Source organism: Ulvibacterium marinum (assembly GCF_003626755.1).
GTDB classification, from domain to species: Bacteria; Bacteroidota; Bacteroidia; order Flavobacteriales; family Flavobacteriaceae; genus Ulvibacterium; species Ulvibacterium marinum.
The window spans coordinates 758,545-782,007 of record NZ_RBCJ01000002.1 but is presented as its reverse complement, the minus strand read 5'-3'; the positions used below and the strand labels follow the sequence as shown (position 1 = coordinate 782,007).

At 40.8% G+C, this 23,463-nt stretch carries 19 protein-coding genes; 13 read left to right on the top strand and 6 right to left on the bottom strand.

The features are described 5' to 3' along the window. Positions 1 to 9 precede the first annotated feature (9 nt). Positions 10 to 846, bottom strand: coding sequence for an MBL fold metallo-hydrolase (locus D7Z94_RS10570; RefSeq protein WP_120711525.1), 837 nt, complete (start codon positions 844 to 846; stop codon positions 10 to 12). Between the two features lie 108 nt (positions 847 to 954). On the opposite strand from D7Z94_RS10570, the gene D7Z94_RS10565 reads away from it, so the two are divergent. From D7Z94_RS10565 to D7Z94_RS10535, 7 genes are all read left to right on the top strand, one after another. Beyond that, positions 955 to 1,638, top strand: coding sequence for an outer membrane beta-barrel protein (locus D7Z94_RS10565; protein WP_120711524.1), 684 nt, complete (start codon positions 955 to 957; stop codon positions 1,636 to 1,638). After that, on the top strand, positions 1,638 to 2,753 hold the full coding sequence (locus tag D7Z94_RS10560; RefSeq protein ID WP_120711523.1) for a BamA/TamA family outer membrane protein: 1,116 nt from the start codon (positions 1,638 to 1,640) through the stop codon (positions 2,751 to 2,753). The genes D7Z94_RS10565 and D7Z94_RS10560 overlap by 1 nt, the downstream gene beginning before the upstream one ends. A 296-nt stretch (positions 2,754 to 3,049) precedes the next feature. Then, positions 3,050 to 4,291, top strand: a complete 1,242-nt coding sequence (locus D7Z94_RS10555) for a cation:proton antiporter (protein ID WP_120711522.1) — start codon at positions 3,050 to 3,052, stop codon at positions 4,289 to 4,291. Between the two features lie 38 nt (positions 4,292 to 4,329). Continuing rightward, positions 4,330 to 6,657, top strand: coding sequence for a TolC family protein (locus D7Z94_RS10550; protein WP_120711521.1), 2,328 nt, complete (start codon positions 4,330 to 4,332; stop codon positions 6,655 to 6,657). A 24-nt stretch (positions 6,658 to 6,681) separates the two neighbouring features. Next, a complete protein-coding gene (locus D7Z94_RS10545) occupies positions 6,682 to 7,773 on the top strand; it encodes an efflux RND transporter periplasmic adaptor subunit (protein WP_120711520.1) in 1,092 nt (363 codons plus the stop codon). A 223-nt stretch (positions 7,774 to 7,996) separates the two neighbouring features. Further along, positions 7,997 to 11,113, top strand: a complete 3,117-nt coding sequence (locus D7Z94_RS10540) for an efflux RND transporter permease subunit (protein WP_120711519.1) — start codon at positions 7,997 to 7,999, stop codon at positions 11,111 to 11,113. Next, the gene (locus D7Z94_RS10535; RefSeq protein WP_147415872.1) at positions 11,113 to 11,781 is read left to right on the top strand and encodes a potassium channel family protein; all 669 of its coding nucleotides are present in this window, start codon (positions 11,113 to 11,115) and stop codon (positions 11,779 to 11,781) included. The genes D7Z94_RS10540 and D7Z94_RS10535 overlap by 1 nt, the downstream gene beginning before the upstream one ends. A 20-nt stretch (positions 11,782 to 11,801) precedes the next feature. Here the strand turns inward: D7Z94_RS10535 and D7Z94_RS10530 are convergent, their stop codons facing one another. From D7Z94_RS10530 to D7Z94_RS10510, 5 genes are all read right to left on the bottom strand, one after another. Continuing rightward, positions 11,802 to 13,427, bottom strand: a complete 1,626-nt coding sequence (locus D7Z94_RS10530; protein ID WP_147415871.1) for an AsmA family protein — start codon at positions 13,425 to 13,427, stop codon at positions 11,802 to 11,804. Between the two features lie 111 nt (positions 13,428 to 13,538). Then, complete coding sequence (locus D7Z94_RS10525) at positions 13,539 to 14,180, bottom strand: hypothetical protein (RefSeq protein WP_120711516.1); 642 nt, start codon at positions 14,178 to 14,180, stop codon at positions 13,539 to 13,541. A gap of 124 nt (positions 14,181 to 14,304) precedes the next feature. Further along, positions 14,305 to 15,972, bottom strand: coding sequence for a TPR end-of-group domain-containing protein (locus D7Z94_RS10520; RefSeq protein WP_120711515.1), 1,668 nt, complete (start codon positions 15,970 to 15,972; stop codon positions 14,305 to 14,307). A gap of 58 nt (positions 15,973 to 16,030) precedes the next feature. Beyond that, positions 16,031 to 17,146, bottom strand: coding sequence for a helix-turn-helix domain-containing protein (locus D7Z94_RS10515; RefSeq protein WP_120711514.1), 1,116 nt, complete (start codon positions 17,144 to 17,146; stop codon positions 16,031 to 16,033). A gap of 134 nt (positions 17,147 to 17,280) precedes the next feature. Next, positions 17,281 to 18,390 carry a LytR/AlgR family response regulator transcription factor gene (locus D7Z94_RS10510; RefSeq protein ID WP_120711513.1) on the bottom strand — a complete coding sequence of 370 codons (1,110 nt, stop codon included), beginning with the start codon at positions 18,388 to 18,390 and terminating at the stop codon, positions 17,281 to 17,283. 287 nt (positions 18,391 to 18,677) lie between these two features. On the opposite strand from D7Z94_RS10510, the gene D7Z94_RS10505 reads away from it, so the two are divergent. The 6 genes from D7Z94_RS10505 (at position 18,678) to D7Z94_RS10480 (ending at position 23,354) form a co-directional block, all read left to right on the top strand. Continuing rightward, positions 18,678 to 19,043, top strand: a complete 366-nt coding sequence (locus D7Z94_RS10505; protein WP_120711512.1) for a hypothetical protein — start codon at positions 18,678 to 18,680, stop codon at positions 19,041 to 19,043. A 22-nt stretch (positions 19,044 to 19,065) separates the two neighbouring features. After that, positions 19,066 to 19,632 carry a YceI family protein gene (locus tag D7Z94_RS10500; protein ID WP_245967179.1) on the top strand — a complete coding sequence of 189 codons (567 nt, stop codon included), beginning with the start codon at positions 19,066 to 19,068 and terminating at the stop codon, positions 19,630 to 19,632. Next, the gene (locus D7Z94_RS10495; RefSeq protein WP_120711511.1) at positions 19,629 to 20,024 is read left to right on the top strand and encodes a hypothetical protein; all 396 of its coding nucleotides are present in this window, start codon (positions 19,629 to 19,631) and stop codon (positions 20,022 to 20,024) included. Before D7Z94_RS10500 ends, D7Z94_RS10495 begins: the two co-directional genes overlap by 4 nt. 26 nt (positions 20,025 to 20,050) lie before the next feature. Then, on the top strand, positions 20,051 to 20,902 hold the full coding sequence (locus D7Z94_RS10490) for a DUF5777 family beta-barrel protein (RefSeq protein ID WP_120711510.1): 852 nt from the start codon (positions 20,051 to 20,053) through the stop codon (positions 20,900 to 20,902). Positions 20,903 to 20,917: 15 nt separating this feature from the next. Then, positions 20,918 to 21,235 (top strand): hypothetical protein, encoded by a 318-nt coding sequence (locus D7Z94_RS10485; protein ID WP_120711509.1) that lies wholly within the window; start codon positions 20,918 to 20,920, stop codon positions 21,233 to 21,235. 166 nt (positions 21,236 to 21,401) lie between these two features. Beyond that, complete coding sequence (locus D7Z94_RS10480) at positions 21,402 to 23,354, top strand: hypothetical protein (protein WP_147415870.1); 1,953 nt, start codon at positions 21,402 to 21,404, stop codon at positions 23,352 to 23,354. Positions 23,355 to 23,463 lie beyond the last annotated feature (109 nt).

Genomic DNA, 23,463 nt, shown 5'->3' with positions numbered 1-23,463 from the left:
GAAATTAAATCAAATTTTGATTTCATCTCCTTCACGAGCAAAAAAACAATTTTTAAATAGGGCTTGACATTTTTTTTCCTCTGCCCTTATAAACTCGTCATTATGTTCCGGGTCATGATGGGTCAAGTATAGTTTTTTAACTCCGGCCAATTGGGCAACTTCAATGGCCTGTTCCCAACTACTATGTCCCCAACCTCTAAATTTAGGAAGTTCTTCGGGGGTATATTGCGCTTCATGAATCAATAGATCGGCATTTTTGGCAAATTCAACAACTTCGGGATCCAGGGTTTCACCGTGCTCTACATCCGTACAGTAAACAAAAACCTTGTCATCCACTACCAATCGGTATCCGTAGGCACCACCGGGATGGGAATGCCGTTTGGCCAATAAGCTTCCGGTTTTGCCCGTAGTAAAAATTTCTTCATTCTTTTTCTTTAAATGGAAGTTAAAATGCGCCCCCATGTTCTCCAGGCTCACAGGAAAAAAAGTGCTTTCCATTTGCTTCGCAAAGATGGATTTAAGATCAGGAATATCCAGATCCTCGCCCATAGCAATAATATCGATCTTTTTGGAAGGGTCATAGGCGGGGGCAAAAAAGGGAAATCCTTGTAAATGATCCCAATGGAAATGGGAAAAGGCCATTACAATTTTATCTTCCGGATTAAAAGGGCGCTGCATCAATTCCTTTCCCAAGGCCCGAATACCCGTCCCCGCATCAAAAATCAGCACATCTCCCTGCTTACTGTCGTCCATAACGGCAACACATGTGGTGTTCCCACCAAACTCCTGAAAACCTACCTCACAGACGGGAATTGAACCTCGGGTCCCGAAAAACTTTATTAACATAATTCGATATTTATAACTCTCACTAATATACCAAAGATCGTCAAAAGGTTGTATCCACAATTATATTAGTATATTGATAGCATCAAATAAATGTCCATCCAGACTTAAATGAAAGTAAATCATTGTAAAAGGATTAATGCATATTTCATATTTGTCCTATTTCTGTTGTTGTCATTTCCTTTACAAGCGCAGCAAAATAAATCACAGGATTCATTGCATACCCCTTTTCGAAAAGGGAGGTGGCTTACCGGATTATCAGGCAATATAAGCTCAAATACAAATAAAGAACGCAGTTCGGATGTAAAACTAATTACCAATGAGTTCGGGCTTAATCTGTCCACTGGAAAATTCATTAAGGATAGATGGCTTCTAGGTGGCAATTTAAGAGCGGATAGAGGTAGCTCTTCCGGAAATATTGATCGCACTACAGAATCCTTGTTCCTTGGGCCGTTTACTTCCTATTATCTTACTGAAAACGAAAGAGGTTCATTGTTTGCAAAGCTGTCCTCAGGGTACGTGCGCTATGGGGAAGAGACAAGTTTCAACGATTTGAACAACCCTATTCAAGAGATTTCCGAAGGAGATGGGTTTGGTGTATTGATAGGTCTTGGCTATTCGTATGTGATCAATGACCAAATTGCGTTTGACATTGGATTTGATCTGAATCTTTTTTGGGTCGGTATAGATCAAGAACAACAGCCCTCAGGCATCATAGATTCCCAAAACATATCGATTAGCAATACTGCTTTTTCCTTTGGTTTTAATGTGATTCTAGACGATTTCTTTTTCTAATGACGAAACAGATTTTAAATAACCTACTTTTTATCGTACTTCCAATTTTTCTTATTGGGCAGGGGAGGGAGGAAGGATTTGTCCGTACCGATACACTGGGCAAAACAAAGAATATAAAATTTATTGGTCTGCCCATAGCTTTTTACACCCCGGAGACACAATTTGGAGTTGGTGGTGGTGGACAAATGTTCCTGTTGAACAACACCAATCAATACAATCAGCGTCTTTCCAATGTTTTATTCAGTGGAATTTATACCACGGCAGGACAAATTATGTTCAATGTAACGCCCCAAGTTTACCTTGGAAAAGGAGATTATTTTATTGACGCCGAATACCTATTTGAAATATATCCGAATTCTTTTTGGGGGATTGGCCCGGAAACTCCTGAAGAAAATGAAGAACTGTATGATCAGACCACGCACAAGCTTAAGGTAAGTTTTTTAAAGCGTTTACCACCGGACTTGAACTTTGGGTTCACCTATAATTTTGCAAATCATCAGGTCACTGAAGTTGAGGAAGGGGGATTATTGGATTTGGGAACCATTCTGGGTTCGGATAGAACAATTATAAGTGGAATAGGGGCTGAATTTAATTTGGATACAAGAAATGATATCGGATCGCCCACGGATGGGCAATTGTTTGGTATTGGGGCTCATTTTTCAAGCCCTATTTTAGGAGCGACCCATGGTTTCAATAAGTTCACTCTCGATTTGAGAAACTATGAACCTTTAGGGGCACGAAGTACCCTGGCCACCCAAGTATATATTGAAAACAACTATGGGGACGTGCCTTTTCAAGGCATGGCCTTTTTTGGAGGTAGTAACAGTGCAAGAGGATATTTCTATGGTCGATTCTTGGATAAGAACATGTATGTTGTCCAGGCAGAATATCGCTATCGATTTAAACCTAGATGGTCTTTCGCCGCTTTTGGCCTTATCGGAAGTGTGGCAGGCGACGCATCGGATCTGTTACGATTTAATTCTGTTAAACCTGGGTATGGTGCAGGAGTGAGGTTTAAATTATTGAAAGATCAAGGCACTTGGTTGCGTTTGGATATCGGTAACGGAAAAGATGGTCAAAATGGTATCTATTTTGGAGTTAATGAGGCCTTTTAAGCGTCCTTTAATTATATTCAAATAGTCGTTTGATTAATATTCAACCGTTTATATGGGTTTTTAGAATTTGGGGATGGGGTTGTACTAAAATTTAAACTTCGCCAGATACTGATATTTGGACTCTTATAGACGTGTCAAGTGCTGTATTTTACTGGGTATGTAGTATATTCCTTGGGTTTTTGTGTGTCCCAAAAAATGTAGTTGAACCTTCGCAAGGCCCTATTTTTTATAGGCACGCACCTTTCTTTTGATATATTTAACATATTTTTACGCACAACCCAATTTTCTCTTTTTGAATGGATTATTTTGTTATTACGAGCATCCTGGTATTCATTTCGGCCCTCTTTGGCTACATCAATGTTAGGTTTATCAAATTACCCAATACCATAGGCCTTACCGTAATTACCATTTTCTTTACCGTAATCATCTTTTTGCTAAGTTATATAGATGACACCTTGCTCAATGCCGAACGCTTCATTATTACCCATATTGACTTTAAGACCGTATTGTTGGATATAATGCTGAGCTTTTTGCTGTTCGCCGGCGCCCTGCATACCGACCTTCAAAAGTTAAAGGAACAGCGTTGGCCCGTACTCGCCTTCGCGACCTTTGGAGTTTTGGTATCTACCTTTTTAATAGGAGGCTCCGTCTACTTTGTACTTATGGCCATAGATCTCCATGTGAAATTTATATATTGTCTGCTGTTCGGGGCCTTGATTTCCCCAACAGATCCCATTGCCGTGCTGGGCATCTTAAAGAAAGCCGGAGCTCCAAAGAAATTGGAAATCAAGATAGTAGGGGAGTCCCTATTCAACGATGGGGTAGGGGTAGTGATTTTTTTGACCATTTTTGGACTGGCCAGTGGCACAGGGAACGGTTTCTCCTTTAATGAGGTTCTGGAATTGTTTGCAGTTGAAGTTTTTGGCGGGTTACTCTTAGGGGCTTTGTTGGGATGGCTTACCTATAGGTTTATGCGAAGTATAGATGATTATAATATTGAAGTGATTATTACTCTTGCAGCCGTGATGACCGGTACCGTTTTGGCACAATACCTTCATGTTTCCGCCCCATTGGCCATGGTAGTCGCCGGTTTGATCGTAGGAGGCAATAAAACCAGGGAGGCGGCCATGTCCGAGTTAACCGAGGAGTATGTGGACAAGTTCTGGGAACTGATAGATATTTTGCTCAATACCGTACTCTTTGTGCTTATTGGAATGGAAATTCTTGTGCTGGATTTGGAACCAAAATATATCATAGCAGGTCTTTTGATTATCCCCATAGGACTAATTTGCCGATACCTCTCGCTTATTTTACCGGTTTATCTGTTCCAGAAAAAATTGGATTTTGTACCCAATACCAATCTCATTATGACCTGGGGCGGACTTAGGGGAGCAATTTCCATTGCATTGGCCTTGGGCCTAACCGATGCCATGGAACGGGATTTATTCTTGGTAGTTACTTATATTGTTGTTATTTTCTCGATCGTAGTCCAAGGACTTACGGTGGAGAAACTGATAAAGAAGCTTAAATTAAATTAACATCAATCCTACTGTAGTACGGTAAAAGCATATAGATTATGAGAAAACATTTGGTTTTTATACTGTTTTTGGTCAGCTTTTGCTGCTGGTCCCAAACTAAAAAAGCCTATACGATAGGAATGCTCGTGGATATTAGTACCTCCGAGACCGAAGTGCTACTGGAACGACTAAAGAACGAAGTAAGCTCGGTAGTAGGGGAGGATGCCGAGATTATCTTTCCAGAGGAGTACCGAATGATTCACAACTATGATGTAAATCTGGCTCGCAAAAACTATCAGAGTCTAATAAATAGTGATGTAGACATCATAATTGCCATTGGATCGGCAAGTAATATTGTAATTCAAGGTCAAACCAGTCATGCCAAACCTACTATTCTTTTTGGTTCCATTAATACGGATATGACCACCTTGGATTTGGAAAAGAGGACCTCGGGTATTGAAAATTTCACCTATTTAATGGGTGTCCAGTCTTTTAGTCAAGATTTAGAAACCCTAAAGGAATTGTCTGATTTTAGCAGTGTGGGGGTGGCCATAGAGTCGGGAATAGCCGCAGTGTTGCCATTGGATACGACCCTTGGCGATATTTTGAAGGGAACCGGGACAAGTTTTAAAATCATTCCTTTTGAAAACGTAGAGGACATTGTGTCTGGTATAGAAAATCTGGATGCATTGTATTTGGCAGGAGGTTTCTTTCTTACCAATGAAGAAATAAAAATGCTAAGTAATGTATTGATTGAAAAAGGTATTCCTTCATTTACCAGTACCGCTCCAGAAGATGTAGGACTTGGTCTTATGGCAACTAATAGTGGCGATGATAATGTAAACCAGATCTTTAGGCGCATTGCCTTGACCATTGAGGCCTATGTAAATGGGAACCCTTTATCCGAGCAAAATGTTTTTATCGATTTTGAACAGCGGCTCACTGCAAATTTTAATACCATGCAGAAGTTGGGCATACCTATCAGATATAGCCTAATAGAACGAACAGATTTTGTGGGGGAGTTCAAAAACCCGTTATCCGAAAAAACCTATTCGCTGTTGGATATTCTCAATGAGAATTTTGAACGAAACCTATCCCTGCAGTCTCAACAAAAGGATGTGGAACTAAGCCAGCAGGATGTAAAAACGGCAAAGAGCAATTATTATCCCGATATTACGGCCAATGCAACCTTTACCAATGTGGATGATCGGGTAGCCGTTGCGCCTATTTCACCTGAGTTCTCCACGGATGGAAACATACAATTAAATCAGACCATTTATTCGGAGGCGGCCAATGCGAACATTACCGTTCAAAAGAACCTTCAGAAAGCTCAGGAAGCCAATTTTAATGCAGCCCAGCTCGATGCTATTTTGGAAGCCTCCAATCTGTACTTCAATGCTTTGGTCAGCAAGGTGAATGTAAAAATTCAGAATCAAAACCTACAATTGACCAAGGAGAATTTAAAGTTGGCCAAGCAGAATTATGAGGCAGGCCAGTCCGGTAAATCGGATATGTTGCGCTTTCAGAGCCAAATGGCACAAAATACCCAAACCATGATCGAAGCGATTAACCAATTGGATCAGGCTTTAATAGGTATTAATCAGTTGTTGAACAACCCTATTGATTTTGAATTGGATGTTGAGGATGCCCTACTTGGTGAAGGAGTTTTTGAGGCGTACAATTATAATCAACTGGCGGAAATATTGGATAACCCGTTGTTGAAGGATCCTTTTGTCGCTTTTTTGATCGAGGAGGCCAAAAACAATTCACCGGAACTGGTATCATTGGATCATAACTTAAAGGCGGTTGAACGAAATTTTAGATTGAACTCCTTTGGGCGTTTGATACCGACGGTGGCACTACAAGGCAATTACAACCAGAACTTTAATCAATGGGGGGTAGGGAGTATTGATCCAGATCCGGCCAACAATTATAATGTGGGGGTCAACTTGTCATTACCCATATTCAATCAGTTCCGAAATAACATCAATAAACAGACCGCCAAAATCCAACAGGACCAGTTAGAAATCAATATACAAAATACAGAACTGGCCATTGAGAGCAATGTAAGCGTCGGAGTTTTGAACGTATTCAACCAAATTTCCAACATACGACTCTCGGAGGTATCCGTAAATGCGGCCGAAGAGGCCTTGGAACTGGTTCAGACCTCCTATTCGGAAGGTGCCGTTAGTATCATTCAGTTGATCGATGCCCAGAATAATTACCTACAGGCGCAATTGGCACAAGCCAGTGCAACCTATAATTTTTTATTGAATGCCATTCAATTGGAGCGTTTTATGGGCTATAACTTTTTGTTACATACCGAGGAGGAAAACAATGCCTTTAAACAACGATTTGCAGAATTTCTTGATGCCAATTTTGATTAATATTAATAGCTATATACAAAGAATATGAAACTATATCGACCATTTAAAAAAACAACCGTCTTGGTAACCCTTCTGGGTATGTTGGCCTGTGGGGGAGAAAAACAGGTGAAGGAAGAATTCGTACGGCCCGTGGAATACATTGAAGTTTCTTATGATAACGGGGGCAAGGAACGGTCCTTTAGTGGAACCGCTAGGACGGAAAAAATCATTAATCTGAGTTTTAGGAACACGGGCATTTTAATGCAATTGGATATGCGATTGGGCCAAACGGTCAAGAAGGGGCAATTATTGGGAAAATTGGACAATGTGGAATCCCGGTTGAATTATGAACGGTCCGTTTCTGAATTGAACAGTGCCGAATCCCAAATGAATACCGCCAAGCTTTCCTTGGATAGGTTTCGGGTGTTGTATGAAAAGGGAAGTGCCTCGTTGACCGATTTTGAATCGGCCAAGAACTCCTTTAAAACGGCACAGCAAAGCTATGAATCCGCCAAGAGAAGTGTTTCCATACAACAAGAGCAGGTCAATTATGGTTATTTGTATGCACCGGAAGATGGGGTAATAACCTCTGTAACCGCAGAAGTGGACGAAAATATAAGTCCGGGCCAGACCGTTGCCGTCTTGAACGCCGGAACCGAGATGCAGATAGCCCTCGGTCTTCCTGAAAGCATTATTAATGAAGTGCATTTGGACATGCCTGTGCGCATTACGTTACCCTCTGTGGTCGACAAGACATTTATGGGAAGGGTAACGGAACTATCACCGGCAGTGGATAACAACACGGCTACCTATCCGGCACGGGTAAAGTTGGATGAGGCAACCGAGGACATTAAAACCGGGATGGCGGCCAACGTCACCTTTGAATTGGACGAAAACAAAAATAAGGGCAATGCGATTCGCATTCCTGCCCATGCAGTCGGGGAGGACAGTTCCGGCCGATTTGTTTATGTGATAGTTGAGGAGGGTGAAAAATCTGTCGTTAAAAAAAATCCGGTGAAAGTGGGCGGCTTAAACTCTGATGGATTTGAGGTGGTACAAGGACTTAAAGAAGGACAAAGAATTGCCACAGCAGGTCTACAAACGTTATTGGACGGACAGCATGTCTCCTTACAATAAAGTAGTGATTCTCTCATAACCAAGGGACGGAAGACCTATGGATTTTGAAAAGCAATGAAACATCAAAAAATTATTAGGTTATTGATTTTAAAGTTATTAAAAACTTTCACCTAGTAACTAATTACTAAATAACCAATCAATTCCTGAGAAACGAAAATTTCAAGAAACCGTAAGTCTTGTCCGCCAAAAAAGGCGATATATTTTCAACTAACGATTGTGACCTATGAACCTTACCCAATTTTCGATAAATAAAAATAGAATCACGTTTACCATTCTGGGTACCATTATGCTTTTGGGCATAACCTTGTATCAGTCATTGCCTAGGGATAGTATGCCTCCGTATACGGTAAGAGTGGCGACGGTGGTCTCGTTCTTTCCAGGAGCAAGTCCGGAGCGTGTGGAACTTTTGGTAACGGATAAGATAGAAAAGGTAGCACAGGAGCTACCGGAACTCAAGGAAGTGACCAGTACCTCCAGAACCGAACTCTCCGTGGTTTCCGTAACCTTAAAGGACGAAGTGGCTCCCGAGAAAATGCAGGCCGTTTGGGATCGCTTGAGAAGAAAATTAGATGCTATAGAAGGCTTGCCCCAAGGTGTGACGCCCGATCTTAAGGATGATGGAGTCGGGGAAGTTTATGGCATTGTGGTAGGGATGACCTCTGACGGGTTTTCCTATGCCCAAATGAAAGAATATGTAGATGATATCAAGGACGATTTGATTAAACTTCCTGATGCGGCGAAGGTCGAGGTGGGAGGCGAACAGGATGAACGGATTTTTGTGGAATTCGATAATTCGCAATTGAAGGAATATGGCCTCTCCGCCAGTAAGTTGCAGAATATTATTGCATCGACCAATATTTTAAGCAGTGGAGGGCAAATCAATCTAAACGATGAACGCATTATTTTGGAACCCACGGGTAATTTCAATTCCTTGGAAGATATTCAGGAAACCCTGATTCCGGTAGGTGCTGACGGCACCCAACTATTACCATTGGGGGACATTACCAAAATTACCCAATCCTATATTGATCCACCCAAACAAAAAGTGCGAGTAAATGGCAAGGACGCCATATCGTTACATGTAAGCCTTAAGGATGGTTCCAATGTTATACAATTGGGTGAGGATATAGATAAAACCCTTGCCAAATGGCGACAAAAATTACCTGTAGGCCTGGAACTAAACCGACTCTCCTCTTTGGATACCTATATCGATGTAAAAATTAGTGATTTTGTTATTAATCTTATGCAGTCTATTAGTATTGTACTTATAGTAATGCTTGTGTTTTTGGGATTGCGATCAGGAACCATTATTGCCAGTCTAATCCCTATAGTAGTGGTCATGACCCTTATGCTAATGGGAGTTATCGGTATGGGTCTAAATCAGGTTACTTTGGCTGCTTTGATCATGGCTTTAGGTATGATGGTGGATAATGCCATTGTAGTTGCTGAGACCATTATGGTTAAACTGGAGCAAGGTGTTCCCAAAAAACAGGCGGCAATTGAAGCCTGTTCGGAATTGTTTACCCCCTTACTTATTTCTACCTTGACCACTTCGGCGGCATTTCTATCCTTTTATTTGGCCGAATCGATAATGGGTGATATCGTTGGGCCTATTTTTGTAGTGATTTCCATGGCGCTCTTGTCCTCATGGATCATAGCACTTACCGTAATTACCCTGTTTTGTTATCTCTTTTTAAAAATCACACCGAAATCAGAAAAAAAGGAAAGCTTCATAGATCGGATTATCAATACCCTTAAGGGATATTACAAAAATTTGATTCTTAAGGCCCTTGCCCATAAATGGCTGGTACTGATTGGAATTTTCGTTGCCTTTTTTCTTTCCCTTTACGGTTTTACCAAGATAGCCTTTGTCTTTTTCCCGGATAGTGATAGGAACATGATTACTGTAGACATCAATCTGCCCCTGGGTACAAAAATTGAAACTACCTCGGATGTGGTACTGGAGATTGAAAAATACATTTCCGATTCATTGCAAGTAAACAATAATAGGCCCAATGGTATTGTAGATTGGTCTTCATACATTGGGGAAGGACCGGAGTCCTATGATTTGGGTTATTCACCGGATGAGGCCAACTCAAGTTATGCTCATTTATTGGTAAACACATCAAATTTTGTTTTCAACAATGCCATGGTAGAGAAATTGGACAAATACTGTTTCCAACATTTTCCCAACGCGGATATTAAGGTAGGTCTATTGGGTTCCGGTGGTGGTGGGACACCCATAGAAGTAAAGATATCCGGTCCTGAACCGGATGTTCTTGCGACCATTGCAAATTCCGTAAAGGGTAGGCTTAATGAAGTAAGCGGCACAAAAAACGTAAAGGATGATTGGGGACCAAAAAGTAAAAAATTCGTTATTGATATTGACCAGAACCGAGCGCAAACGGCCGGTGTTTCCAATCAGGATATTGCCACCTCGCTACAAACGGTTTTGGACGGATTTCAAACCGGTGAGTATCGGGAAGATGACAAATCCATACCCATTGTGATGCGAAGCGAAGCCAGTCAACAACAAACCTTGGAGTCCTTGGAAACATTGAATATTTATTCCCAATCTTCTGGAAAGAGCGTGCCTTTGCTCCAAGTGGCGAGCATTGTACCCCAATGGCAATATAGTAAAATCAAGCGATTGGATATTTATAGGACCGTCAATGTATCCAGTGAACTTCGGGAAGATGCCAACGCTTCTGCCATTACCAATGAGATTAGACCTTGGTTGGACGAACAAAAAGTCACATGGGGCGCGGATTATAGCTATCAATTTGGGGGTGATGCGGAAAACACTGCGGAAAATATGGGGGCCGTAGTACGATACCTTCCGCTTTCCGGCTTTATTATTCTCTTGTTATTAATTATTCAATTCAATTCCTTCCGAAAAATGACCATGGTCTGCTTAACCATTCCATTGGCCGTAATAGGAGTGGTCATTGGATTATTGATTTTTCAGGAACCTTTTGGTTTTATGCCGTTTCTAGGGGTAATCTCCTTGGCGGGAATAGTAATCAATAACGCCATTGTGCTCATTGACCGAATGGAAATTGAACAGAACGTATTGAAGAGGGCAGAGAAAGATGCCATAATTACCGCTTGCCTTCAACGGTTTAGACCCATTCTTTTGGCGACTTTCACCACGGTTTTAGGCCTAATTCCCTTATACCTGAGCGGTGGTGAAATGTGGGAGGGCATGGCTGTTAGTATTATGATCGGCCTACTCTTTGGGACGGTCATCACCTTGATTTTTATTCCCACTTTTTACAGCGCCGTTTATAAAGTAAATTATAAGGGCTACACTTTTGACCCGGCCCTAATGGAAGACTAGTGATTAATAAATTGTACCATATCCGATTTGAGCTATTTTTTTTGAGTATGCTCTTTATTCTGTTCGGTTCCCTACTTTTTCCCATGGTTATTTTTCAAGAAGAAATAATCCATATTTTTTTTCTTGTGAATATTCTTTCGGGTATTCTTTTGGTATCAAAAACCCGAAGCTTTTTATTGGGCTATGTGATTCTGTTCATATTGGGGGTGTTGTTTTTTGTATATACCCTTGTGCAAAAACTTAGTATAGAGGCCGATTACGAGGTGGTAAGGCTCGCTATTTATACACTTTTCTATGCCCTTGTAACCTTAGAAATAATTCGGCAAGTCTGGCATGCCAAAAAAGTGGGTAAAAATGTCATAATAGGCCTAATGAGCGCTTATCTTTCCTTGGGATTATTGGCTTTTTTTATGTTCCTGTCCATTGAACTTATTCATCCTTCCTCCTTTTCAGGGAGTGCAATAGTAGGAACCATCGAACAAAAATCGGATGCCTTGCTATATTTTAGTTATATCACTTTGCTTACCATTGGTTATGGCGATATTGTACCGCTTACCCCTATAGCACAAAAAGCAACCGTTCTTACAGGGTTAATTGGCCAATTTTACATTGTAATTATTACCGCGGTGGTGGTAGAAAAATATATCATGAACAAGAAAAAGAAATAACGGACTTTTAAATGACCCTGTTATTTTTTCCTTTTTCGATTTCCAAAAGGATAGACCGAGTTTATTATTCCCGATTCAATCGACTTAAAGAGAAAGTTCCCAAATCCCTTATATTCTACTCGATCAAAATCAATGGCTCCTACCATGGTCTTCCCACTTCTTGAAGGGTTTGATGATCTAACTGCTTGATTGGCCAAAAAGGAAATAGTTTTATTCTTTTCAGTTTGATTTTTCTTCAAAACAGTAGCTTGTAGATTATTATATAGCATAGTAAGATCTCCTTCCGCGCGAGAAGAGTTTGCGTGGCCTTTAAAGGTCATTTCCATGAGGTCTCCCTTTTCAAACTTAATGCCGGAGGTAGGAAGCAATACTGGGTTAAAGGACTGAAAGGTGGTACTGCCCGTAGAACCTTTAAAATAAAAATCATCACTGGAATTAGGGTTTGGGAAGGAAAGGGCCAATGCCAAGGACAAATTTTCAAAAACCGTGCAACCCATGGAAATATCCAATGTACTACCGTTCTTTGTTTGTTCAATTTTACTCATGGTCAGATCCAGGTTTCTCATGGGCACGTTTAATAGCTTTCCCTGGTTTTCGGTTTTTTCCGTATAGTCCAGGGATGCTTGCTTAAGAATTATTGATTTAAAATGAAATCGATCCTCAATGTCCCTTAATAATTCCGATAGCAGTTTTGGCCTCTTATTTTTGTTCCAAGGCTTGCTCATGTCCTTATAAACTATAAACTCCGGATTTTCTAAAATAACACTATCTAAATGTACCCCCTTATTAAAGAATAGTTTTTCGATAGCTAAGCCGTAAATGGACACCTTGGGTATCCGAGATTCCATAATTGTCGTATTGTAGCGATATTTTGAGCCTAAATCCTCTTTGGAAAGCATAGGGACATAGGACACATCATTCATTTTTAACAATCCCATTTTGGCATTGAATTGTACATTGCCCAACTGAAGGTCATATTCCTTTTGGGCAAGGCCGAGTCTTTGGTTTGAAAGCCTCAAGCTCAAATCGTCCGTATTAATGCTAAATAAGCCCGGGACATGGGATTGCCTTTGTAAGCGGATGCCATCAACTTCAAACTCCTTCAACATATAGGACGCTAGGGTATCTTTATTGACCCCGGTAAGGGTAAAGGAGAAATCATCCACGGAAAATCTACCTAACTTAATTTCCTTTAGTTTATCGAGCAGAATGGTCTTTGGAGTACCTTTTTCGATAGGTCGGGATGGTCCCGTGTTGGTATCGGCATTTTTTTGGTACATTATTTCAATGCCATCAATGGCAATATCCTCTAGTATTAGATGCTTACGGATAAGTATGGCCCATACATCAAGTCCCTCCATCTGTAAACTTTGAACGAAAATATGGGGATGTTCAAAACTATCCAGTATGTCCCCGGCCGTGGACACACTGTCTGGTGTTATGGTCAGGTTTTGAAATTTGGCCGAACTTTTGAACAGGGAGAAGTCAAGATCATCGAATGTAAAAGTATAGGGTTTGGTATCATTGAAATGGATGATTTCCGCCTGAATCAAATTACGTATCCGATTTTTGGCCCAGACTATTCCCAGAGCTGTGACAATTCCCAAGAGAACGACACCTATTGCCAATTTTGATGTTTTGCCCATGGCCATTTAACGAAAACTGTGAATTGAGTTTTAAGATACTCATTAATAGTAAACGGAATGAAAAAGTCCTATCCAATGGATTAGACCTTTAATTTTCATTGAAGTAACCTATCAGTTGGTAGCGACACTTTGTTTTAACAAAGCTCCGACAAGTTCTTTGGCATAATTTGCAGAGGTCTTTTCCAATGAAGTTGGATCTTTCAGCTCAAACCTGCCTACCCATTGTAAGTTATCCCCATCATTGCCTTTAATATTATATAGGCTACTTTCAAGGACATATTTTATACCTGTCTTCAGCTGGTCGGGTTCCCAAGTAGTAACCGGATAATAGGCATAATAGCGACCAAACCTTCCATATCTGGCCGGAATATAAGTTGTGGAAGAGTTTCCTGGAATAACATCGGTATACTCCTCGGAATTTATCAAGTTGGTTATGATGACTCCATCAAATCCCGCCGAAACCAATTTTTTCTTTACATCCTGAACTTCGCTTTCAGAAAACTCCCGGTTTACGTTCTTGGTTCCATCAATAGTATATGAGGCTATGGCACTAACGCCATTTGCCTTAAGTTGTTCCACTACTTGGTTTTCAAATTTCAAACGGGTCGTATTATCTTTTGAACGCCCCAACACCAAAATTTTTTCATAGGCTTTTTTTGTTTTACCCACATTTTCCGAACTGGTCAGATAGGAAGAACAGCCCGCTAACAAGAATGTAAAAAGCAGGATTGCAGCAAATCGGGTTATTTTCATGGCACTTTAAATTTTGATTGGTCAATCCGAAATATGACAACTTCGATTTCTATAAAAATAGAGAAAAAATAAATGCCAATTAAATAGTAGTTTTTACTCACAAAACTACTGAACAACTCAAAATCTATTCGGTTTTTAAAGCTTCCAAATAGGCAAAAATAGCTTCCAATGCTGGATCTTCGTCCTTCTGATAGTTCTCTAAGCTTAAATCAGCTGCCAAATGGGGAGCAATCCAGGTTCTGGTATCATCTGATGTTTGCCCACCCTGCCAGTACCTACTGGAAATACTTCCGGTAAGACCACTATTGGGCAGTATAAATTCATTGTCTTCACCATAAAAGTTGGGTCTGGAACCGGTAGGTTCACCAACAAAGAGCGTGGCCGTGTTCTTTTCCAGATCTGATGTTAAATTCATGGCCGCGGAAAACGTCCGTCTTCCAATAATGGTGAAGAGTTTTCCATGGGTATTTATTTTGTCGCTTCTAATGATTTCATGAACCAATGCTCGGTTTAAAAAACTGTTGCCTCCGTTGTTAAGTCGAATATCCAAAATCAGGGCCTTAACGTCATTTTTATGAACAAATTGAAATAGTTCTTTGACGAAGTCGGCTAAACTTTGATCAGGTTTGTTTCGTACCTGATTAAATTGGAAATACACAATTTTTTTATCTGACAGGTATTCATACCAATACTGGTTTTCCGGATCTCTTTTCCATAATGGGATTTTAGAGTTTTGTAAATCTATCCAATGGGGTGGGGCAAATCTGGCCATGGGATCCCTGGTAAGAGGTCCTGATTTTATGGAAACCGTCAGGGTCTGTCCATCTAATGAGCGTGAAGTGAGTTCAATGGAATCCCTGTTCTTACTGGCCCCTATCAATTCATAAATGTCACTAAAGCCAAGTGCAACGGGAATAATCCATTTTAATTGCATTTCATTGTCATAACCCAAATATTCCTTGCAAGCATCTATGATATCTTTTATGGGCATTGATCCCACTCTTTCAACCTTGGCGCCTACGAGCGATTGATACTCCGGTTCGGCCGCTCTCACATACAATTCGTCTTCGAAATAATAAAACTCCAAAGGCAGAGCCTTAAATGCATAGATTCCTTGAAAGGGAGGATAGAGCAGGGTATGGCCATCGCCGATTTTGGCCAACAGCTCCATAAAGGCGCCGATGATTTCCAGATCTGTCATTTGAGGAATCTTGTTATGGACTTTTTGTACTGCATTTTGCCATTCTTCCAAAGAAATGGAATGTGTAAAATTTTTGTGCTCCTTTTCTACCTGTTCCACAAGGTATTCAAGGTCTCGCTGCCATGCCTGTATTTTGTTTGTGGCCGGTTGGAACAATTGTCCTGTAAGAGTTTTGAATTGATCATTGGAGTGTAGGTTCTTAAATTTTTGGTCCCCTATTGCGCTTTGGATATTATAATGACCGGTATGGTCGGCCTTCTCCAACCATGTAAGGACCTTTTTTGTATTACCCTTCTGGGCATAACAGCGGGCCAACCTATACATGGCCAAGCCATGGGCCGTGTTTAATGCAATCGTTTTACGGTAGGCTTCTATGGCCTCATCAAGATGATTGGTCTTTTCGGCGGTATTTGCATAGCGATACCAATACACATCGTTATAGGGATTGATCTCCAATACGTTTTTATAAGATGTGTAGGCCAACTCCCAGGATTCATGGGTATAGTGCGATTTTGCAACCTCTATTAGCGGTTGTGCAACTAAATGGCAAGGGGCAAATAATACGACGAGAAGATTACATAACTTTTTCATAATGCATTTGATTGATGAATAGGATGTAAAACTAGAATCTTGGAGTATGCGAATCGACCTAAAGGGTAGGATGAGACCTAAAACTTTCTTTATACTCGGAGGGGGTTTTCCCCTCTATTTTTTTAAAAACCCGGTTGAAGGAGGCCTTGCTTTGAAAACCGGACTCAAAAGCTAGGGCAAGAATGGTTTTATTGTCGTGTTTAGGGTCTACCAATTTTTGTTTTACTTCCTGTAAACGATAGGTATTGATGAGGTCATTGAAGCTTTGACCCAACTGTTCATTAATGATTCGGGAAATCGTATTTGGGGAAATACCTAAGGTTTGTGCAAGTGCGTGCAGACTTAGTTTTTTATCTAGGTAGGGTTTTTCTTGTTCCAAATAATTTCTCAATCGCTGTAAATAATCCGAATCCAACGCGCTGTCAATTTTTGACCTGTGGTATTTGGGCCATATGGATTCCCCTCTGGTCCTTATAAAAAGATGGGGTTCCCAGAGAATTGAAAGTGTAAGAAAATATACAAAAGCAGTAATCAATATAGCTCCCAAGTAATCGGAATCAATGGGCAGGTCGATTCCAAAAAACATCAGCCAAAAACAAAAAAAACTGATGGATGAAATACCGATAAAAGGCCAGATCAGCTTTTGCAACAGTCTTTTCCTTACTTTGTTGGGAAAGTCGGAGATCTGTAGTTTTTTTGATGAAATGATCCGTATACAGCCCACGACATAAATGGCCCAGATAACCCCTTTATAGGCTAAAAAAATTCCGATGGCATCCGGAATATGGGAAAATGTTCCTGGACTTTCGTTTCCATACCAATTAAAACCGGTTTCCAACCAAAGCAGGCCTATGGCAAAGGGTAGAAGATGTATATAATCCGCTTTTGAAAACCTGGTCATTTTGCCGGTAATGGTTAAGGTAAGCCACCATATAAGCACGACCAATACCAAATCCAGCAAAATAGAATACCTCCGAAGTCTTTTAAAGCTTTGCCCTATGTTCAGAAGATCTAATAGTTCAGACAATAGTAAAAAAGAGGCAAGTAGAAGTATAATTCCTAAAATCATTGAGATCAGCCTGTTCTTACCATAACTAAGGATGAGTACCGATCCCAAAAGTAGGGACTGCAAAATACCTATTCCTATTAAGAACTGAAGGATGCTATCTATCATGATTATGAAATCATTACTCGTACTACCGATTGGTAAGAACCGATAACGGACACATTAAGGTTCGGTACGCCAATATACTTTTCAATGAGAACAAAAGATAAGAAAAATGGACGAGGCAAAGCAATCTGCAATGTTTACAAATTAAGCCATTGCTTAAACTCGGCAGCTCTATTTTTGCTTATGATGATATCTACCTCAGAGTTTGGATTCACCAATATTTTTAGCTGGTTATTCCCATATTTCACAATTTTATTTATTGCGGATATGGCAATGATGAATTGCCGATTGGCTCTAAAAAAGTAGCTATCGTCGAGGTTGGAGAAAAGTTCATCAAGACTCAAATTTGAGGTAGAACGCTTACCGTTAAAGCAGACCACATAGGTTATTGTGTTTTCCGTATAAATATGGGCAATCTCCCCTATAGGAATAGGCAACAGCTCATTGCGGATATACGTAAGTATTCTTTTTTTGGTATTGTTATCGCTGGTTCGGGTCTGTGGTTTTTTCTCTATTACTTTTTGTTGATAGTCCCCTACGGCCCTGTTCAGTTTTGAAAGATTAATAACTTCATCTTCCAATTGTTGGTTTTTAAGCTCTAATCTTTTTTCATAGGAGCTCCCTATTAATCGCACAGTAATTACATAGGAAAGAATTACGATAAGGCCCATTACCAGAAAAATAAGATAGAACCTTCTTTTTATTTCGTCCAATTCCGAAGAAATATTGGTAATGTTGACATGTGCCGCCACAATCCAATCCGAATTTTGAACAGGAAATAGATGTATGACCTCGGATTGTTGCCCCGTATTTTCCGAAGTATCCTCTGCCAGTTCTTCTTGACTTGCTATTAACAGGTCATAAAAATTTTCTGGACTTAAATCATCGGTTACCGACGATACAAATGATTTGTTGGCACTTGCCGGTTGTCCAACATTTTTGATGTCCGGGTGGCATATTACTCTTCCGGACCAGTCATAAACGCTTAAAAAACCTCTTTCAAAATCAGTGCCTTTTAAACTCGTTTGCGTGTAGCTAATTGTGGAGTCCTTGGTAATACCATTAGCCAATTGATGGCTAAGAAGTGTGGCAAAGGTTTTGGCTTCCTTCTTGCTAAATTCGAGATGGGCTTCAAGCAATTCATGGGTGCTGGCCTTAATCAAATAATGTAGCGCAACACCGGCAATCGCAGTATAAATAACCGAAATTGATAGAAAGGTGAGGAAGTAGAGTTTGTCTTTTCGCATTGCGTTTAAGGGCAATTTTTTCTCGAATATAACAATTTGATTTTCACCAAAACGGTTTGAACGTTATTCTTTGGGACCAATGTTGCTTTCTCCATTTTTATCCAATTCCTTTTAAGGTCTATTTTTCCCTATTAAACCTCATTCTTCCCTTTCAGAAAGGTTTTGTCTTCAAAAACTACTGGCAAGTAGTTGCTTTGAACAAAGTTTAGGAAATCAAAATTGGCAAAGTCCGTGGGGTGAATCCTAAATTTTTGATCAAGCGATTTAATAACCTAAAATTGAGAATTATGAAAAGGAACGTAAAATTTTTGCTGCCCCTATTGGCTCTTACACTTATCGCCTGTACAAGTGATAGCGAAGATGATTTAACGGAAATGGAAGAACCTGGTGGGCCTGTGACCTATAACTCAAATATTAGGGCGATCATTGGCAGTAACTGCCTGAACTGCCATTCCGACCCCACACGGAATGGTGCGCCCTTTTCCCTGACGAATTTTCAACAAGTTAGCGCCCGTGCGGAAAATGGTTCCTTGTCCAGGGCTATTAACAAGCAGGCCGGGGAAGCAGGTGCCATGCCACCCGGTGGCAGGTTACCCCAAACCACTATTGATTTGATAGACCAATGGATAGACGAAGGTTTTTTGGAACAATAGGACACAGTAAAGGGATATTATCATGAAAAGTGTAAACATCAGATTGTCATTACTAATTCTTGTTCTTGTACATGGAGCAATCGCTTCACTCTGGGCACAGGAAAAGTACATCGATAAAAACGGAATCGTAATTTTTGAAGCCTCCGAACAGCTTTTTGAAGAGGTGAAAGCGACCAACGAATCGGTTACCGCTATTTTGAGCACGGAGACAAAACAGATTGCCTCTTTGGCCCTCATAAAGGGTTTCCATTTCAAAAACTCATTGATGGAGGAACACTTCAATGAAAATTACATAGAATCCGATATCTATCCAAAGGCCAAGTTCAAGGGTAATTTAATCGACTTAAATGCGGTTGAACTCGATGAAAATGTAACAGAGGTTCCGGTTGAGGGTATACTTGAGGTACGCGGAGAGCAAAAAGAGATACATACCGTATTGAAAATACAGAAAATAGGGGATATCATTTCCATTACTGGGGAGTTCATAGTTACTCCGGGTGATTTTGCTATTGAAATACCCAAGATAGTCCGGAATAAAATTGCTAAGGAAGTTCTTGTGAAACTGGATTTTAAGCTGGCAAAAAAATGAAGGGTAAAAAATTGTATGTCGTATTGGCCGGTGTATTGGTTTTGCTAATTCTTGCAATCTCCATGTATAACTACATCTATAAAAGTCATAGGGATATTGCTACGGAACGGGTTGCCTATACTATATCCGCTGCACAAATACATATGGATTTTGGTAAGGAGGATAAAATGCCAAAGTATGTGGATCAGGTGGTACAAATACACGGAAAAATTACGGTCATTGAGCAGAATGCCATAGTTATCGATGATAAAGTACAGGCCGGTTTTATCATGGATGCTCCGAACGATTTATCCATAGCGGACCAAGTTACCATAAAGGGAAGATGTGTAGGTTATGACGATCTTCTGGAACTGGTTAAAATTGATCAGGCCACCCTGATACATAATAACTAACAATCACTAAAAAAACCATGTTAGAAATGAGAAAGTTGAGTATTCTAATCATATTGATACCATTTTTTGCCTTGGCACAGGAAGATGATCTCTTGGATGAAATAGATAACATCTCCACTGAGGATGAATATGAAATAGCCGCTTTTAAGGGCTTGAAAATTGTAAACTTTGAATCCACAAAAATGGTTTCCAAAAAACAACTTTTTTTTGTGGTATCCCATAGGTTTGGATCAGTGAAAACAGGGATAGAGGATTTCTTTGGATTGGATCAGGCCGTTACCCGACTCAATTTCATCTATGGAATCTCGGACGGTATAAACATAGGTATTTCACGAAGCTCCTTTCAAAAAACCTACGAGGGCTCATTAAAGTTAAGGCTTGTGAGACAAGGAAGGGGAGGGTCTCCCTTTACCGTAGTTGTATTTAACAGTGTATTAATGAACACTGCTTTGGAGGAAGAGATTTTGCCTGGTCTGAAGTTTGAGCATAGGTTGAGCTATTCCACGCAGGCCCTGATCTCCAGAAAACTGAACAAGAATCTCTCCTTGCAATTAGCTCCTACGTTTTTCCATGATAATCTTGTGGCTTTTAATGGACAGGAAAATTCACAATACACCATTGGCATTGGGGGAAGGCATAAATTGACAAAAAGGTGGTCTATTAACATTGATTATGGTCTACACCTGAACAGGGCGGCCAATTCGCCTTTCAAAAATCCACTTTCCATTGGGTTTGATCTGGAAACCGGGGGCCATGTATTTCAATTACACTTTACCAATGCCCAACCTATGAATACCAATACCTTTTTAGGTCAGGCTACCGGAGATTGGGGCAACGGGGATATTTTCTTTGGATTCAACCTTTCAAGGGTTTTTTAACTAATACGAACGGATATGAAATCAGGTATGGCGAAAATTGAAGTGCAAAATTCATTTTGTACAAGGTGTTCTGGAAAGATAAAGATAGAGCTGCTAAAAATTGAGAACATTACCAATGTCTATCTCTATCCCTTCGATTCCTTGGTAGTGTTCAATTTCGTAAGGGCCAATGAGCTTTCCACGGCATTGAACACCTTAACAGCATTGGGCTATCCTCAAAAAGGGGAAAGAATTAATATGAAGAATTATGTGCATCCATGGTGCAAGTGTTCAGAAAATAGGGGGGAAGCCCTGTTTCACAGTTCCCTTGTTGGACTTACCAAAACGGGATAAGGACAACATGTGGATACCATTATATAAATATAGCAGGGAAACGCCCCGTTTGTTTATGGCGTTTTATTCCCTTTTACGATCCATTATTCCCTTTGACCCACATTTTGTGGTATAAGGCATTGATAAATAGTTGCTTTGATATGACATTAATTTTAAAATGATTGAAATGAAAAAGTTCTTTTTAGTATCCCTGACATTTTTGGCACTGCTAGGTTGTAGTAGCGATGATAACGATCCAACGGATAACGACCCTGGAGATGATGGCCCCCCGCCTCCGGAAGTTAGCACGGTTCAACTGCGGAATGATGCCACTTTTGGTAATATCCTGACCAATGAAGATGGCTTTTCGCTCTATTTCTTTTCGTTGGATAGCAAGGGCGATTCCAATTGTGTTGATGGTTGTGTGGGTTCTTGGCCCATATTTTATGAAGCGGACCTTACCCTTGATAACGGGCTTGACGCAGCAGATTTTGGTGCCATAACCCGAAGCGATGGCGAAATGCAGACCACTTATAAGGGCTGGCCCCTTTATTTGTTTGCAAATGATGCCTCTACAAGTGATGTAAATGGTGATGGTGTTAATGATGTTTGGTACGTGGCCAAACCCGATTACTCGATTATGATGACCCAGGCACAATTGGTGGGCAGGGATTCCGGTGGAAATGAGACCAACTTAACTGATACCTATGAACCAGGCGATGCACAGACGTTCTACATGACCGATGCCGAGGGCAATACCTTGTACCGGTTTGTCAATGACACCAATGGGGTGAACAACTTCACAAATGATGACTTCTCCAACGATGCGGTATGGCCCATATTTGAGGAAACTTTGCAGAATATCCCCAGTATTTTGGATGAATCGGATTTTGGTTCTATCGATGTTTTTGGCAGGCAGCAGCTTACCTATAAAGGATGGCCGCTCTACTATTTCGGGCAGGATGGACAGCGAGGCGATAACTTTGGTGTAGGTTTCCCGGTAGCGGGTGTTTGGCCCATACTTAATCTCGATACCGAGACCGCCCCAGAAGCTGAACCTAATGCGGTAAGATTGCAGAATGATGCTACTTTCGGAAATATCTTGACTAATTCCGAAGGTTTTTCCCTTTACTTCTTTTCGCTTGATAGCACAGGTGATTCCAATTGTATTGATGGGTGTGTTGATGCTTGGCCCATATTTTATGAAGCGGATCTTACCCTTGATAACGGGCTTGATGCGGACGATTTTAATACCATAACGCGAAGTGATGGGGAAATGCAGACTACGTACAAGGGTTGGCCACTTTATCTTTTCGCGAATGATGGTGTTGCCGGTGATGTAAATGGAGATGGTGTAGGTGATGTTTGGTACGTGGCCAAACCCGATTACTCGATTATGATGACCCAGGCCCAATTGGTAGGTAGGGATTCCGGTGGAATCGAGACCAACCTTACGGACACCTATGAACCGGGAGATGCACAAACGTTCTATATGACCGATGCCGAGGGCAACACTTTGTACCGGTTTGTCAATGACACCAATGGGGTGAACAATTTTACGGCGGACGACTTCTCCAATAACGGGGTATGGCCCATATTTGAGGAAAATTTACAGAATATCCCGAGTATTTTGGATGAGTCCGATTTTGGTTCTATCGATGTTTTTGGGAGGCAACAGCTCACGTATAAAGGATGGCCGCTCTACTATTTTGGGCAGGATGCCCAACGGGGCGACAACTTTGGCGTAGGCTTCCCAGTGGCGGGTGTTTGGCCTATTCTTAACCCAGATACGGAAGCCGCACCGGATGCAGGAGGTGGCAGTAAGGTCTATGAGGTTACCAATCAAGCGGCATCTGCTTATATCCTTTCCGGTGAGGGTTTGGATAATGCCGTAAACCCTGATTTGACCTTAAAAAGAGGGGAAACCTATGAATTTAATGTTGATGCTCCCGGCCATCCGTTCATCATCAAGAGTGTTCAAAGTACCGGTACGGGAAATGCGTACAATGATGGGGTGACCAACAACGGCGAGGCATCGGGAACCGTAACATTCACCATTCCAAACGATGCGCCGGATACTTTGTTCTACAACTGCGAGTTCCACAGTCCCATGACAGGAACCCTAACGATAATAGATTGAAAAAGGAGATTATGTTTTTTTGTTAGTTTTGAACCTAGGGTTTCCAAACGAAACCCTAGGTTTTACTTTTAAATTTGTATCGGGAATAGAAGTATTTGTAATTGCATGA